Source organism: Bacteroides faecis (assembly GCF_020091505.1).
Lineage (GTDB): Bacteria > Bacteroidota > Bacteroidia > Bacteroidales > Bacteroidaceae > Bacteroides > Bacteroides faecis.
This window is the reverse complement of the sequence record NZ_CP081916.1, coordinates 1,722,540-1,739,051: the sequence shown is the minus strand read 5'-3', so window position 1 is coordinate 1,739,051 and position 16,512 is coordinate 1,722,540. Positions and strand designations below refer to the sequence as shown.

The window sequence follows — 16,512 nt, the reverse complement described above, 5'->3', positions numbered from 1 at the left end:
TTAAATCAATTTATCATGAAAACAAGATATATCAAACAACTATTTTCAGCAGCACTGATCACAGTTCTCTCACTGGGAGTAACTTCATGTATCAACGATCTGGATATTAGTCCCATCGATCCTCAGACAGGAGGTAGTTTCGATCAGCAAGGAGTATTTGTGAAAGGTTATGCCATGCTGGGCGTAACCGGACAAAAAGGTATCGACGGCTCTCCTGACCTGGACGGACAAGATGAAGGTGAATCCGGTTTCTACCGTACCACTTTCAACTGCAATGAGTTGCCTACCGATGAATGTCTCTGGGCATGGCAGGAAAACCCGGATATCCCCCAGCTTACAAGCATTAGCTGGAGTCCTTCCAGCCAGCGTACAGAGTGGGTTTATGTCCGTTTAGGATATGACATCACACAATATAACTTCTTCCTCGACCAGACCGAAGGTATGACAGATGCGGAAACACTGCGCCAGCGTGCGGAAATACGTTTCCTGCGTGCCTTGCATTACTGGTACTTCCTCGACTTGTTTGGAAAAGCTCCGTTCAAAGAACACTTCAGCAACGATTTACCTGTTGAAAAGAAAGGTACAGAACTCTATACCTACATTCAGAATGAACTGAACGAGATTGAAGGTGATATGTATGAACCCCGTCAGGCTCCTTTCGGTCGTGCCGACAAAGCTGCTAACTGGTTGCTCCGTGCACGTTTGTACCTGAACGCCGGTGTATATACCGGACAAACCGACTATGCAAAGGCGGAAGAATATGCCAGCAAAGTGATTGCCTCAGCATATAAACTATGTACCAACTACAGCGAACTGTTTATGGCCGATAACGATGAGAATGAAAATGCCATGCAGGAAATCATTCTGCCCATTCGTCAGGATGGTGTAAAGACACGTAACCATGGCGGTTCTACCTATCTGATTTGTGGTACTCGCGTGGCCGGTATGCCACGTATGGGAACAACAAATGGCTGGTCCTGTATCTTTGCCCGTGCAGCCATGGTGAAGAAATTCTTCTCCAATCTCGAAGATGTGCCGATGTTGCCCGCCGATGTGGAGATTCCGACTAAGGGGTTAGATACGGATGAACAGATCGATGATTTCGATGCTAAATACGGCATCCGGACAGAAGATATGATTAAGGCTGCCGGTGACGACCGTGCCATGCTATACTCCGGTGTAGGAGGCGGCAGACGCAAGATTCAGACAGACGCTATCAGCGGATTCACCGATGGACTGTCTATTGTAAAGTGGCAGAACTATCGTTCTGACGGAAAGCCTGTCAGCCATGCAACATATCCCGACACTGACATTCCTTTGTTCCGTCTGGCAGAAGCCTATCTGACACGTGCGGAAGCTATCTTCCGTCAGGGAGGAGATGCAACGGCAGACATCAACGAACTTCGCAAACGTGCCAACTGTACAAGAAAGGTACAGACTGTAACCGAACAGGAACTTATCGATGAATGGGCACGCGAGTTCTATCTGGAAGGTCGCCGTCGCTCAGACTTGGTTCGTTTCGGCATGTTCACAACCAATAAATATGTGTGGGACTGGAAAGGCGGAGCTATGAACGGGACATCTGTCGCTTCATACTACAATTTATATCCTATCCCTGTATCGGATATAAACAACAATAAGAATATGTCACAAAATGAAGGCTATAAATAACCAGTAGTTCATCCTTATATAAAAGAATGCCATTATGAAAAAAATATCCAATATATTACTTGCTGTCACCTTCGCACTGCCACTATTCACAGCTTGCGAGACAGACAACGACAGCAACCCGATCCTGAATGAGCCCGATACATTTACGCTCAATACGCCTGCGTATGCAGCCAACAATGTATATGACCTGAAGAATGCTCAAAGTGTAGAACTTACTTGTTCTCAACCGGACTACGGTTTCCCGGCAGCTACCACATACACGGTACAAGCCTCTTTTGAACAAGATTTCAAGGAAGCAACAGATGACAGTAAAGCCAACTATACTGTGTTGGAAAACACGTACCCGACAGCAAAAATGAATGTGGATGCTTCCGAGCTCAACAGCGCACTTCTCGACTTATGGACTGCCGTAAACGGAGAACAGGCAGCTCTCCCCACCGAACCGATAGCTGTGTACATCCGCTTGAAAGCCAACATCACAAGCAGTGGAAAAGGGATCTGTTTTTCCAACATAATTGAGTTGCCCAACGTATTAATCTCCAAGAGCACCAGTTCATTGACACCGCCTAAGACCATGTTCATCGTAGGTTCTATGCTGGATGCCGACTGGAAAGTATGGAAACCGATGGCAGGCGTCTACGGCATGGATGGTCAATTCTATGCCATGGTTTACTTCGATGCCAACTCCGAGTTCAAGTTCGGTACCAAAGAAAATGAATATATCGGTATTAATGACAACCGCGTGACTGTTACTGACAAAGCCGGAGCCGGAGTAAGCGGTAATGATAACTTCATCGTAGAAAACGCCGGATGGTATCTCTTCTATATCAAAGCGGCAGTCAAAGGTTCCGACTATGCGTTCACCATCACATTCTATCCGGCTGAAGTCTATTTGTTTGGTAATACAACCGGTGGCTCATGGGCATTTACCGACACATGGAAGTTTGCGGTTCCCGCTACCAAAGACGGCAACTTCGTATCTCCTGCCATGACTGCGAGCGGAGAGGTCCGCATGTGCTTCAAGACAGACCTCGACTGGTGGAGAACAGAATTTACACTCCACGACGGTGAAATCTTCTATCGTGATTTCAATCTGATTGACAGTTGGACAGAAAAAGGAGAAGGTTATTCCGTACAGGGTTCAGCCGGCAATGTAATGTACTTGAACTTTACGGCAGGCACAGGAGAAAAGAAGTAATTAACTTTAAAAGAACGATTCATCATGAAAAAACATTTAATATACACAGGGATGTTTCTGGCAGCAATCGGGTTTTCTGCCTGTAACGAAGATTTCAAGGACTGGGCTGATCCCCAGTCCAATCCCCAGGAAGAGTCGGCAGGACAGTTGACCGCAACTTTCGCAGCCGGCAAAGATGCCAGCATTATAATGGATGCAACCACAGCAGATTCCGTAGAAATTGCGAAGTTAAGCTCAACCACGGCTGAAGAAAGCAGCAAAATCGCAGTGAACTCTCTGACACTGAACGAGAATCACACAATCCCATTTACCATGACAGAAGACAATGCCTTTAAAGTAGCATTGTCGCAACTGGACAGTGTGACACAAGAAGCTTACAAAAGTCGTGCAAGCGTGGAACGTGAATTGAAGATCGCGATTAACACCTCTGCCGTTACTCCTTCCGGCGAAGGTATTCAGCTGGTGGGAAATGAGGTGAGCATCACATTGAAGCCTGCCGCAACTCCGGCAGTTGATCCCGACGGATACTATGTAGTCGGCGATTTCACAGGTTGGAATGGTACCGGTGCCCAATTAATGAAGAAGGATGCTCTCGATGAAAATCTGTATACACTGGAAACCGAAATAGAAAGTACTTCAAACTTCAAGATTTTCCCGGCTTCGGCTATTAACGGAAACGATATCGATTGGGACAAAGCTCTGGGAAGTAGTGTGGACGGTGACGACTCCAGCGATAATTTTGTCACCTGGACCAATGCAGGAGCTATAAATACGGCACTGGATGGTAAAATCAAAATCTCCTTCGACGCCTACAACTATCGTTTTACGGTGAAAGACAATAGTGCGCCCACCGAACTTTATATGACAGGCAGTGCTTATAACTGGGGAAATCCTGCCGGTGATCCGAATGCATGGAAGGAGCTTGTTCCCGTCAACGGAACAAAGGGAGCTTTCTGGGGAATCTTCCATTTTGCTGCCAACGATCAGGTGAAGTTTGCACCGCAAGCCAATTGGGGTAATGACTTTGGTTTTATAGACGCCATCTCACAAGAATCCAAAGACCTTGCCGGTCTGTCGGACGAGGGAGGCAACTTAAAAGTCGATGTAGCCGGCTGGTATCTGGTATATGTTTCTGTTATCGGCGATAACAAAGTGATAGAATTTGAAAAGCCGAATGTATACTTAATGGGCGACACCTCTTACGATGGTTGGAACGCACAATTGGTAGAACAGGACTTATTTACCGTGCCCGGAACCGCTGATGGTGAATTCGTTTCTCCGGCTTTCCTGAAAGATGGTGCAGTGCGAATCTGCGTAAACCCGAAAGCTGTCTCTGCCGGCGACTGGTGGAAAACAGAGTTTATCATCTTCGACGGACAAATAGCTTATCGTGGCAACGGTGGTGACCAAGCCGCAGTACAAGGTAAAACCGGACAAAAGGTTTATCTGAACTTCGGCAACGGAACAGGCCGTATCGAATAATACCACAAGAAATCCGAAAAACAGGGAATGGCCGTCGCGAATACAATAGAATCGGGACGGCCCTTGTTTTTCCAAGAGATTACAGTTATTGTTTTTAATACATCATCATTATGAAGAAACATCTCCATTTTTTATCTCTCCTGTGGCTGTCGATGCTCCTGGCATTCATGACCGCTTGCAGCGATGACAAGAATATCACCGAACCTACTCCAGATCCCGAACCGCCCGTCGAAGGACAATGGACGGCACTCGCTGCCTCTCCCGACACATGGGACGAAACCAAGCGTGCAGACATCTCCTACCAGCTACTGGTCTACTCCTTTGCCGACAGTGACGGAGACGGGTATGGAGATCTGAACGGCATTACCCAAAAACTGGACTATATCAACCAGCTGGGCGTGAAAGCTATCTGGCTCTCCCCCATCCACCCCTGCATGTCTTACCACGGATATGATGTGACAGACTACACGAAAGTGAATCCGAAACTCGGCACAGAAAGTGATTTCGACCGCTTGGTTACGGAAGCGCATAACCGGGGGATCAAGATTTATCTGGACTACGTAATGAACCACACCGGTACAGATCACCCGTGGTTTACCGAAGCCTGTTCATCATCTGAAAGTCCGTATCGCAATTATTATTCTTTTTCCGAAGATCCGAAAACCGATATTGCGGCAGGCAAAATAGATATGATTACTCAGGAAGGGACAGCCGGATACAATGCCGCGGAATGGTTTCAGGTTTCCGACGAGACCAGTGCTGTGAAAGGACTACTGAAATTTACACTGGACTGGAGCAATGCATCTTCTCCCACCCTTATCGTCACTACAGGAGCCAAAGCAGACGAAGACAATCCGGACACAGGCACCACCAATGCCAAGTACTTATACTACGGCGACGGTATCTGCAAAAAGTTTTATGACAAAGGAAAAAACAACCTCTATGAACTCACTGTTGATTTTGAATCTACCTGGGGGCTTCTGATCCGTACCAGCAATGATTCCTCCTGGCCAGCAGGGACAAAATACGGTGCATCTTCTTCATCCGAGAAAGTCACCCTGAACAAAGAGTTCAAACTGACCAACGCCGGTACTCCTGCCAACATCATGTTCGACAGCCAGCAAATCACCTACTTCCACTCCCATTTCTGTACCGATTGGTTTGCCGACCTGAACTATGGCCCAGTCGATCAAGCTGGCGAGTCACCGGCCTATCAAGCGATAGCAGATGCGGCAAAGGGATGGATTGCCCGCGGTGTGGACGGTCTCCGACTTGATGCCGTGAAACACATTTACCACAGTGAAACCAGCGAAGAAAATCCCCGCTTCCTGAAAATGTTCTACGAAGACATGAATGCCTGCTACAAACAGCAAGGACATACGGATGACTTCTATATGGTAGGTGAAGTTCTGTCGGAATATGATAAAGTAGCTCCTTATTATAAAGGTCTGCCCGCTTTATTTGATTTTTCTTTCTGGTATCGGCTGGAATGGGGGATCAACAATAGTACCGGATGTTATTTTGCGAAAGATATCCTTTCTTACCAACAGAAATACGCCGGCTATCGCAGCGACTACATCGAAGCTACCAAACTGAGTAACCACGACGAAGACCGTACATCATCCAAACTCGGCAAGTCCGCCGACAAATGTAAACTGGCAGCCTCCGTCCTGCTCACTTCAGCCGGACATCCATACATCTACTATGGTGAAGAACTGGGTCTTTACGGAACGAAGGATAATGGAGACGAATACGTACGCAGCCCAATGCTGTGGGGAGATAGTTACACGACCAACTATACCGACAAGACGGATGCCACTGTATCGAAAAACGTGAAAACGGTAGCCGATCAACAAACGGACGCCCACTCACTTCTGAATATATACCTCACTCTCACCCGGTTACGCAACACTTATCCGGCACTGGCAGAGGGAAGTATGACCAAGCATTCTGTCTACAACGAATCGCAGGAAAAAGATTATAAGCCGATTGCTGCCTGGTATATGACAAAGGATCAGGAGAAATTGCTTGTCATCCACAACTTCAGCGGAACGGCAATGCAACTTCCACTAACAGACAAGATTGAAAAAGTATTGTTTGTGAATGGCGAAGCGCAGCAAAATACGGACAATGACAATTATACCTTAAAACTGGGAGGATATGCCTCTGTAGTATTCAGGCTGAGCAACTAAATACATTAAGACCACGTCTTCACATTCTTCCATGTTATGTGCGAGAATGTATGAAGACGTGGTCTTATATTATATGAATGGAATATCAACGTTTTGATCAATAAGAATCAAAACTGTGTCTCTCCTTCTATATACTCTTCAAGGAAAAGATTTACACCGTCGAATACAGCATATGAAAAATAGTTGATCCAATCGCCCAGAATCAGCACACGGGAAGTAGCGCTCAGCATTAAATCCAGTTCGATGTGACGATGTCCATAGATAAAGAAGTTGATATTGGGATGGCTTCGCAGATACTCCTTCGTATAGAGCACCAGGTGTTCCTTATTCTCTCCCATATAGTCCGGTTCTTTTCCGTCTACCCGTTTTTCACGGCTATGTTTCGCCCATGTCAACCCTAACTCTACACTCCAACGGGGGTGGATGGCAGAGAACAAAGTCTGTAATGTCTTGCTATGAAACATCCAACGCAGCAACTTGAACTTCTTATCCGGATCGCCCAGACCATCACCATGGGCCAGATAAAATTCTTTTCCGTAAATTTCCGTAGTCAACGGTTCGCGGTGAATAATCACTCCACATTCCTTAGCCAGATAATCCCCACACCAAATGTCATGGTTACCGGTAAAGAAATGCACTTCCACACCCATATCTGTCAGTTCGGAAAGCTTTCCCAAAAAACGGGTGTAGCCTTTAGGAACAACCAACTGAAATTCGTACCAGAAGTCGAACATATCTCCCAACAGGTAAACAGCAGAAGCTTTATGCTTGATACTGTCGAGGAAGTTCACCAAGCGTCGTTCCTGTGTACGTCCATGTTCTATGGCACGTGAACCAAGATGCGCATCGGAAAGGAAATAAACGTTCTTCATGAGTTTTGAGTTTAGAGTTACAAGTAATGAGTTTTGCCACTATTCATTATCAAAACATTACAGGAATCCCAGTTCCAGTTTGGCTTCTTCGCTCATCATATCTTTATCCCATTCCGGTTCGAATACCAGATTGATAGTGGCTGTAGTCACCCCTTCTACCGATTCCACCTTTTGGCGGATATCTTCCATAATAAAATCGGCTGCTGGACAATTGGGAGCTGTCAATGTCATATCGAGTACTACATCTCCGTTATCAGAGACGTCTATTTTATAAATCAGTCCAAGATCGTATACATTCACCGGGATCTCAGGATCGTACACCGTCTTTAGCATGGCTACGATTTTTTCTTCTATTTTAAATTTTTCCATAGGGCTTTCCTTATTAATATATATTGCAAAGATAAGAATAAATTTATTCAGAGCAGTCCTTCGTCGGCAAAACTGTAAAACTTATCCTCACAAACAATAACGTGGTCTATCAGGTGAATGTTCATTGTGTCGGCTGCCTGACGAATGTGTTCCGTCAACGTCCGGTCCGGTTGACTGGGCTGGATATTTCCGGAAGGATGGTTATGTACTACGGCTATTTGCGTAGCCCTTTGCAGCAGTGCTTCCCGAAGAATTGTACGTACGTCAGTATAAGTTCCGTCTATTCCACCGGTACTGATACGTACCTTATCGATCAGTCTTGTTGCCTGATTCAATAATAAAACCCAGAACTCTTCCTGTTCGAGGTCGCACATCACAGGTTGGAAAATGTCATAAATATCTTTTGAGCAAGAGATGCGAAGGCGTTCTTTGGTATTTTGCAGCTTCCGCCGTTTGCCGAGTTCCAAGGCAGCCATTACGGTGATACTCTTCGCCGGTCCCATTCCTTTGAAACGGGAATAGTCGCAGACTTCCCACTTTGCCAGAGAATTCAGATTGTTATCACAAGAGAGAAGCAGGCGCCTCATCAGTTCGACAGCACTTTCTTCCGTATTTCCGGAGCCTATTAATATTGCGAGTAGTTCGGCATCACTTAATGCGGCTGCTCCTTTCTCCATCATTTTCTCCCGGGGACGGTCTTCTATTGCCCACTGGTTAATGGATAATTTGTGTTTGTTTTCCATTATCTGTATATTGAGGATACAAAGGTAGCCTTATTTAATTAAACGGCACAGGCAATCGGAACAGGAATTTGTGCACTCGAATTCTTTTTTATGTACTAATGCCCTTTATCTGACACCCGGGTGTCGTGCTACTCTCCCCAACCCTACTTATAAAAGTTACTTCGGAAAGCCTCGAACTCGTCTTTTCCCCTTACACAACGTTGCCACCACGCACGCCAGAATCCTGTTCCATAGCCGATCAGCTGTATAAAAGCAGCCGATATAGAACAAACACCAATATGCAGACTCTTATTTTGAATGGTAGAGTCCAGACAGACCAGCAGCCCATAAAGGATAATCGGGGTAAAGCTAAAGAGACAGAACGGAGTTCCCAGCAATAACACCACCACCCCCAAAGTAAACACCGCAGGAAGCAGATGCACCAATTTCAAAGAATCGGGATATTTTTTATAAAGGTTAATGCGGGCAATACCGGAGTTATGGACTTGCTTAAAGAACTTCTTCATGTCAGTCCGACGCTTGTGATATACCCATGCGTCAGGGAAAAGACGGCAAGTATAACCACCTTTAAATATACGGATACTGAAATCAATGTCTTCCCCGAAACGCATTTTGGAGAATCCTCCCAAAGCTTCATACACTTCGCGACGGACTCCCATATTGAAGCTACGCGGATAAAATTTATCCATTTTCTTCTTTCCACCACGAATACCTCCCGTTGTAAAGAAGGAAGTCATTGAATAATTGATGGCTTTCTGAATATCCGTGAAAGAGTCGTGTGCACGGTCAGGGCCGCCAAACGCATCAGCAGGAGAAGCCAACAACTCTTTCTCTATGGCATCAAAATATCCTTCGGGCAAAATGACATCAGAGTCCAGTATAATGAGATATTCGCCTTTACTTCGCTCTGCTCCGTAGTTACGAGTCTGCCCCGGTCCGGAATTTGCTTTAGAGAAGTATTGAATGTCCAATCGATCTGTATATCGGTCTACGACTTCCTTACAAGGGATAGAAGAACCATCTTCCACTACCACAACCTCAAAATCTTTAAAGTGCTGTGACGCGAGACTTTGCAGTAATTCATCCACCTCATCGGGACGATTGTAAACGGGGATTATGACGGAATAGCGCATATAATAATCTGTCTAAAAATATTTTGTACGCAAAGTAAGGTAAAAAAAACGAGACTTATAAAAGAGTCAACAGTAATTTTGCCAATCAAAAAAGGCGGCCCTGTGATGGGAACCGCCTTTTTCATATCAGTAAGTTAATGATTACTTTTTCAGAATATCCATTGTATCCGATGCAATCAACAGTTCTTCGTCTGTCGGAATCACAACTACCTTCACTTTAGAGTCTGCAGTAGAAATGACAGCTTCTTCACCACGAACTTTTGCATTAACAGCGCTATCCAGTTTAATGCCCATGAATTCCATATCCTTACAAACGGCCTCACGACACTCAAACTGATTTTCACCCACACCACCTGTAAACAATATGATATCTACGCCGCCTAATGCCGCAGCATAAGCACCGATATATTTCTTAATACGGTAGTAATACATCTTTTCAGCCAGAATAGCTCTTTCGTTTCCGTTAGCACAAGCAGCCAACAGTTCGCGCATATCGCTTGATACACCTGAAATACCCAGTACACCGCTCTTCTTGTTCAGCAAGTTAGAAACCCCTGTTGTATTCAAGCCTTCTTTTTCCATGATGAATGTCACTGCACCTGCATCAATATCACCGCTGCGAGTACCCATCATCAAACCTTCCAACGGAGTCAGTCCCATTGTCGTATCCATACATTTACCATCTTTGACAGCAGCAATAGAACCACCGTTACCAATATGACAAGTGATGATTTTCTGTCCTACCGGATTAACGCCCAGAAATTCGCATACACGCTTTGATACATAACGGTGAGAAGTTCCGTGGAAGCCATAACGGCGTACACCATATTTCTCATACATTTCATAAGGAATAGCATACATGTAAGCATAATCCGGCATAGTCTGATGGAAAGCTGTATCAAATACGCCTATCTGAGGAATGTTGGGAAGAATAGCAGAAACGGCATTCACACCTTTCAGATTAGCAGGATTGTGAAGCGGAGCCAGATCATTGCAAGCAGTAAAAGCTTCCAGCACCTCTTTGTTCAGCAATACAGATTCACTGAAACGTTCACCTCCATGTACCATACGGTGACCGACAGCATTGATTTCATCTAATGACTTAATAGCCCCGTATTCCGGATTTATCAATGTATTCAAAATAAATTCAACGCCAATAGTATGTTCCGGAATATCTTTTTCAAGAACTTTCTTTTCGCCATTCGGCAAAGTTAATTTAAGGAAAGAACCTTTCAGACCGATTTTTTCGATACCACCTTGAGCTATTACTTCTTTAGTGGTCATATCGAATAATTTATATTTGATAGATGAACTACCACAGTTCAATACTAGAATTTTCATATTGTCTTTACTACTTGATACTTAATACTTATTTATTATTTTTTGCAGCAATAGCCTGATTAGCTGTAATAGCAATCATACGATATACGTCTTCGATGGAGCAACCACGAGACAAATCGTTCACCGGACGTGCAATACCCTGAAGGATCGGACCGATAGCGTCAGCATGTCCCAGACGTTGTACCAGCTTATAAGAGATATTACCGACTTCCAGACTCGGAACAATCAGTACGTTAGCCTGACCGGCTACATCAGAACCCGGAGCTTTGCTTGCGCCCACTTCAGGAACAAGAGCAGCATCTGCCTGCATTTCGCCATCCAGATCAAGTGTAGGAGCCATCTCTTTTGCAATTTTGGTAGCTTCCACCACTTTGTCTACTACCTCATGTTTGGCAGACCCTTTGGTAGAGAAGCTCAACATAGCCACTTTCGGATTTTCAATACCGGCAACGGCTTTTGCCGTTTGTGCCGTGCAAACAGCAATCTGCGCCAGCTGGTTAGGGTCCGGAACCGGAGTAACGGCAACATCACCCATTACCAGAATACCGTTCTTACCATATTCGGGAGCATGAGTCAGCAACAACATTGCGCCAGATACACAAGTGATACCCGGAGCTGTCTTGATAATCTGCAAAGCAGGACGCAATACGTTACCTGTCGTGTTGCGGGCACCTGCCAGCTGACCGTCAGCATCACCATTCTTAATCATTAAACAACCATAGAACAAAGGATCATTTGTCAATTGACGAGCTTCCTCAATAGTCATCCCCTTCTTCTTACGAAGCTCACACAACAGCTGTGCATACTCTTCGTGTTTCGGAGAAGTTTCAGGATCGATAATAGTAGCTTTGCTGATGTTGCCCAGCCCCCATTTTACAGCAAGTTCGTTAATTTCAGCGGGTTTACCCAGTAAAATAAGGTCAGCAACTTCATCTGTCAAAATCTGATTGGCAGCTTTTAATGTGCGTTCTTCAGTTCCTTCCGGAAGAACAATACGTTGGCGGTCTGCTTTCGCACGAGCCACGATTTGGTTGATTAAATTAAGCATAGATATATTTGAATAATATTATAAACCTTGTTACGATTTGTAATTTGCGCTGCAAAAGTACTCAATTTTGCAATATCCACATTACAATTTCGGCTATTTTTCTTTTCCAAGTCTAAAATATTATAATATTTAACACTGTACTTCTATTTTTTCTACCTTTGCAGTGTTTTCAAACAAATCAATAGGTAATTAGTGTATGATACGTCAGTGTGCCATTTTATTTGGCTGTTTGGCTTTGGGTGAATTAATCGTTTATTTAACAGGGATCAAGCTCCCCTCCAGCATCATCGGTATGCTGCTGCTCACCCTCTTTTTGAAATTAGGCTGGATCAAACTGCAGTGGGTGCAGGGATTGTCCGACTTTCTGGTAGCTAATCTGGGCTTCTTTTTTGTCCCTCCCGGAGTAGCGTTAATGCTATATTTCGATGTAATTGCGGCGGAATTCTGGCCGATAGTCATTGCAACGATCGTCAGTACTGCTCTTGTATTGGTCGTTACAGGATGGGTACACCAAATCGTACGTAAAATCAGATTGGCGCGCCAAATTAAATTAGCACGCAGCCTTCACTTAACAGATAAAATCAATCTAACACGTAAATTCAATGAGCTTTTTAGAAAATAATTTCTTCCTGCTAGCTGTCACCTTTGGTGTTTTCTTCTTCGCTAAATGGCTTCAGAAAAAAACAGGATTAGTATTACTGAACCCGATATTACTCACAATCGCTGTGCTTATCATCTTCCTCAAAATGACGAATATCTCTTATGAGACTTATAATCAGGGAGGGCATCTCATCGAATTCTGGTTACGCCCTGCTGTCGTAGCTTTAGGAGTTCCCTTATATCTTCAGCTGGAAATGATTAAGAAACAGTTGTTGCCTATCCTTTTATCTCAATTGGCAGGCTGCATTGTCGGAGTTATTTCTGTGGTATTGATTGCTAAATTTATGGGAGCCTCACAAGAAGTAATTCTTTCATTAGCACCAAAATCTGTAACAACCCCCATTGCGATGGAAGTAACCAAAGCTATCGGAGGTATCCCGTCACTGACCGCCGCTGTCGTAGTAGCAGTAGGACTATTGGGAGCAATCTGCGGTTTTAAGACGATGAAAATTATGCATGTAGGCAGTCCGATAGCGCAAGGACTATCAATGGGAACAGCCGCCCATGCTGTCGGTACATCCACCGCAATGGACATCAGTAGTAAATATGGAGCCTATGCCAGCCTGGGACTTACACTAAATGGAATATTCACCGCATTACTGACACCGACCATCCTGCGATTATTAGGTGTTTTGTAAAAACAAAATTCTTTCATTTTCCGTTATATAAAGAGTTAAACGCAAAAAGCATTTATGATTCCATTTAAAGACATTACATTAGCAGACAAAGACACAATAACCGCATTCACGATGAAAAGTGACCGCCGAAACTGCGATCTTTCATTTTCCAACCTCTGTAGTTGGAGATTCTTGTACGATACTCAATATGCAGTTATCGACAATTTCCTGGTATTTAAATTCTGGGCAGGAGAGCAACTGGCATATATGATGCCTGTAGGAAGTGGCGACCTGAAAGCCATTCTACGGGAATTAATAGAGGATGCCGATAAAGAAAAGCATAACTTCTGTATGCTGGGAGTTTGCAGCAATATGCGCGCCGATCTCGAAGCTATTCTACCCGGCCAGTTTACCTTCACGGAAAATCGTGACTATGCAGACTATATATATCTAAGGAGTGATCTCGCCACTCTGAAAGGAAAGAAATTTCAGGCAAAAAGAAATCACATCAACCGATTCCGTAATACGTATCCCGATTATGAATACACACCGATTACTCCCGACCGTATTCAGGAGTGTCTGGACCTGGAAGCCGAATGGTGTAAAGTGAACAACTGCGACCAGCAGGAAGGAACGGGGAATGAACGCCGTGCCCTTATTTATGCTTTACATAATTTCGAAGCACTCGGCCTGACCGGAGGTATTCTCCACGTCAACGGGAAAATTGTAGCATTTACTTTCGGAATGCCTATCAATCATGAAACATTCGGAGTGCATGTAGAAAAGGCAGATACCAACATTGATGGTGCTTATGCCATGATTAATAATGAGTTCGCCAATCACATTCCCGAACAGTATATCTATATCAACCGGGAAGAAGACTTAGGTCTTGAAGGTTTGCGCAAGGCAAAGCTGTCTTATCAGCCGGTGACTATTCTTGAAAAGTATATGGCTTGTCTGAAAGATCACCCAATGGACATAATCAGATGGTAATAATATAAGGTATGACGACAAAAGAAAAGGTTAAGGCATTATGGCAGTTATGTTTCGACGATAGTGAAGAATTCGTCGAAATGTATTTCAGACTGCGCTATAAAAATGAAATAAATGTGACTATTGAAAGCGGGGACGAAGTGATTTCTGCTCTCCAGATGATCCCTTATCCCATGACTTTTTGTGGAAATACAGTACAGACCTCTTATGTTTCGGGTGCATGCACTCATCCGGATTTCCGCGGAAACGGAGTGATGCGCGAATTACTTTCCCAGGCTTTTGCACGGATGCTTCGCAACGGAACGCATTTCAGTACATTGATTCCTGCTGAACCGTGGTTATTCGATTATTATGCACGGATGGGATACGCTCCTGTATTCCGGTATTCGACCAGAGAATTTACTGTTCCTGAATTTATCCCCTCGAAAGAGATTACAGTTACAGCAGAAATCAATTGTCAAGAGGAAGTTTATCAATATCTAAATAAGAAACTAACTGAACGCCCCTGCTGTATTCAGCATACTTTCGAAGATTTTCAGGTTATTATAGCCGACCTGATTCTGGGTAACGGAGCTTTATTTATAGCCAGACAAGAGAACCGGATCATCGGTATGGCTATCGTATATAGAGGAGAAAAGCAAATTGTTATCAATGAACTTTTTGCAGAGACTAAAGATGCCGAACATAGCTTATTGCATCACATTAAGCAACATACAGGATGCAAAGAGATGCTTCAGCTACTTCCTCCGGATAGTTCACTGACGCTATCTCCGCTAGGTATGGCACGTATAATCAACGCCAAAGAAGTGATGCAATTATATGCATCGGCATTCCCGGAAGATGAGATGCAGCTGGAAGTGCTGGATAAACAGTTATCCGTAAACAATGGTTATTATTACTTATGCAACGGGAAATGTATGTATAGCACCGAGCGTTTACCCGGTGCACATATCAAAATGAATATCAGCGAACTAACCGACAGAGTATTTCAATCGTTCCAACCTTATATGAATTTAATGCTGAATTGAAATATGCTCCTGCCCCGAGAAGTTCTATTTGTCGCCATTCAAATAGCGCACCCGTTCGCAGGCGGCCAGCAGAAAAGCGCCGACCCCAAAGTTAGAAGTAGAATTTGCATCTACTACTTGTCCCGGTATAGCTTTCTCACCAATAGGTTGCACATAGCCAATCTTCCCATCAGGTTGTAAAGCGACTGTTGACAAATATTTCCACGCTTTGTCTACGACAGGTTGATATTGGCGGGAATCGAGAAAACCATTATTAATCCCCCACTGCAATCCATAAGCAAAGAAAGCTGTCCCGCTAGTCTCAGGTCCCGGTGCATGTTGAGGATCAAGCATACTGCGTGTCCAATATCCTTCAGGTTGCTGACAAGCAGCAACAGACTTTGCCAATGTACAGAAACGATCTGCATATTCCGGACGATATTTATCTGTTTCGGGAAGATCTTTCAAGACTTTTGCCAGTCCAGCCAGCACCCACCCGTCTCCACGAGCCCAAAAATCTTTCTTTCCATTTACGCTTTTATGCTTAGGATATACATATTTTCCATCCCGATAGTAAAGTCCGGCTTCTGCATCATACATGATACTGTCAGCATAAGCAAGATACTCATGCAACTTCTCCAGATAGAGTGGATTCTTAGTAATGTTATACAGTTTTGTCATTACAGGCATCACCATATACAAGCCATCTGCCCACCACCAATAATCATTATTAGGGGTACTCATCTGATATTCCATCACTTCACGCGCGCGGGCAATCTTGTTTGTATCCGGCTCTAAATTATATAAATCGGCATAAGTTTGAAAACAAATCTGATAATCGCCGAAAAGCACATAATCATTGCTTTCGCCATAACTGTACTTCCAGTTGGCTTTATTATCAGACTTGGCACCTTTCCATTCGTTATGCTCCGCCCACCCTTTCGAATATTCCAGATATTCCGGCTTGTCCGTCAGGAAATAGGCTTCCATATTTCCGGTATGATAAGCGGCATTGTCCCAAAAAGAACGCCCATGCTCCGGATGGTTTGTTTGCCAATAGCCATTTACTTTATGAATGATATCAATAACTTCTTTCGAAGCAGTCTTATTTTTATCTGTGCAACCAGCACACACCAGACTTCCTAAGAGGAATGCCGATAATAACGTTGCGTATATTTTTCTCATA

General features: G+C 44.2%; 15 protein-coding genes. 8 read left to right on the top strand and 7 right to left on the bottom strand.

Features of this window, described 5'->3' with window-relative positions:
* Positions 1 to 15: 15 nt before the first annotated feature.
* The 4 genes from susD (at position 16) to susG (ending at position 6,543) form a co-directional block, all read left to right on the top strand.
* Positions 16 to 1,671 (top strand): starch-binding outer membrane lipoprotein SusD, encoded by a 1,656-nt coding sequence (gene susD / locus K6V30_RS06910; RefSeq protein WP_070612971.1) that lies wholly within the window; start codon positions 16 to 18, stop codon positions 1,669 to 1,671.
* 34 nt (positions 1,672 to 1,705) lie between these two features.
* Positions 1,706 to 2,869: a starch-binding outer membrane protein SusE gene (susE, locus tag K6V30_RS06905; RefSeq protein WP_022301185.1), complete on the top strand. Its 1,164-nt coding sequence runs from the start codon at positions 1,706 to 1,708 to the stop codon at positions 2,867 to 2,869.
* A gap of 24 nt (positions 2,870 to 2,893) precedes the next feature.
* Positions 2,894 to 4,351, top strand: coding sequence for a starch-binding outer membrane protein SusF (gene susF / locus K6V30_RS06900; RefSeq protein WP_022301186.1), 1,458 nt, complete (start codon positions 2,894 to 2,896; stop codon positions 4,349 to 4,351).
* Between the two features lie 110 nt (positions 4,352 to 4,461).
* Entirely contained in the window at positions 4,462 to 6,543 is a 2,082-nt protein-coding gene (susG, locus tag K6V30_RS06895; protein WP_055269114.1) for an alpha-amylase SusG, read from the top strand.
* A gap of 107 nt (positions 6,544 to 6,650) precedes the next feature.
* Here susG and K6V30_RS06890 read toward each other — a convergent pair whose 3' ends face one another.
* From K6V30_RS06890 to pta, 6 genes are all read right to left on the bottom strand, one after another.
* Positions 6,651 to 7,415: a UDP-2,3-diacylglucosamine diphosphatase gene (locus K6V30_RS06890; RefSeq protein ID WP_010536358.1), complete on the bottom strand. Its 765-nt coding sequence runs from the start codon at positions 7,413 to 7,415 to the stop codon at positions 6,651 to 6,653.
* A 57-nt stretch (positions 7,416 to 7,472) separates the two neighbouring features.
* Positions 7,473 to 7,784 carry a metal-sulfur cluster assembly factor gene (locus K6V30_RS06885; protein ID WP_022301188.1) on the bottom strand — a complete coding sequence of 104 codons (312 nt, stop codon included), beginning with the start codon at positions 7,782 to 7,784 and terminating at the stop codon, positions 7,473 to 7,475.
* Positions 7,785 to 7,831: 47 nt separating this feature from the next.
* The gene (gene radC / locus K6V30_RS06880) at positions 7,832 to 8,527 is read right to left on the bottom strand and encodes a RadC family protein (RefSeq protein ID WP_010536356.1); all 696 of its coding nucleotides are present in this window, start codon (positions 8,525 to 8,527) and stop codon (positions 7,832 to 7,834) included.
* A gap of 143 nt (positions 8,528 to 8,670) precedes the next feature.
* The gene (locus tag K6V30_RS06875) at positions 8,671 to 9,660 is read right to left on the bottom strand and encodes a glycosyltransferase family 2 protein (RefSeq protein WP_022301189.1); all 990 of its coding nucleotides are present in this window, start codon (positions 9,658 to 9,660) and stop codon (positions 8,671 to 8,673) included.
* A 141-nt stretch (positions 9,661 to 9,801) separates the two neighbouring features.
* Positions 9,802 to 11,001 carry an acetate kinase gene (locus tag K6V30_RS06870; RefSeq protein ID WP_010536354.1) on the bottom strand — a complete coding sequence of 400 codons (1,200 nt, stop codon included), beginning with the start codon at positions 10,999 to 11,001 and terminating at the stop codon, positions 9,802 to 9,804.
* 28 nt (positions 11,002 to 11,029) lie between these two features.
* Positions 11,030 to 12,049 (bottom strand): phosphate acetyltransferase, encoded by a 1,020-nt coding sequence (pta, locus tag K6V30_RS06865; RefSeq protein WP_010536353.1) that lies wholly within the window; start codon positions 12,047 to 12,049, stop codon positions 11,030 to 11,032.
* Positions 12,050 to 12,245: 196 nt separating this feature from the next.
* Between pta and K6V30_RS06860 the strand changes: the two genes are divergently transcribed.
* From K6V30_RS06860 to K6V30_RS06845, 4 genes are read left to right on the top strand one after another with little or no spacing between them, the layout of a single operon-like run.
* Complete coding sequence (locus K6V30_RS06860; RefSeq protein ID WP_010536352.1) at positions 12,246 to 12,671, top strand: CidA/LrgA family protein; 426 nt, start codon at positions 12,246 to 12,248, stop codon at positions 12,669 to 12,671.
* Positions 12,652 to 13,347 carry an LrgB family protein gene (locus K6V30_RS06855; protein ID WP_010536351.1) on the top strand — a complete coding sequence of 232 codons (696 nt, stop codon included), beginning with the start codon at positions 12,652 to 12,654 and terminating at the stop codon, positions 13,345 to 13,347. The genes K6V30_RS06860 and K6V30_RS06855 overlap by 20 nt, the downstream gene beginning before the upstream one ends.
* 54 nt (positions 13,348 to 13,401) lie before the next feature.
* Positions 13,402 to 14,319, top strand: coding sequence for a DUF2156 domain-containing protein (locus K6V30_RS06850; RefSeq protein WP_022301190.1), 918 nt, complete (start codon positions 13,402 to 13,404; stop codon positions 14,317 to 14,319).
* A gap of 11 nt (positions 14,320 to 14,330) precedes the next feature.
* Entirely contained in the window at positions 14,331 to 15,347 is a 1,017-nt protein-coding gene (locus tag K6V30_RS06845) for a GNAT family N-acetyltransferase (RefSeq protein WP_022301191.1), read from the top strand.
* A 24-nt stretch (positions 15,348 to 15,371) separates the two neighbouring features.
* On the opposite strand, the gene K6V30_RS06840 is transcribed toward K6V30_RS06845, so the two are convergent.
* The gene (locus K6V30_RS06840) at positions 15,372 to 16,511 is read right to left on the bottom strand and encodes a glycoside hydrolase family 88/105 protein (protein WP_010536348.1); all 1,140 of its coding nucleotides are present in this window, start codon (positions 16,509 to 16,511) and stop codon (positions 15,372 to 15,374) included.
* Position 16,512: the final 1 nt, after the last annotated feature.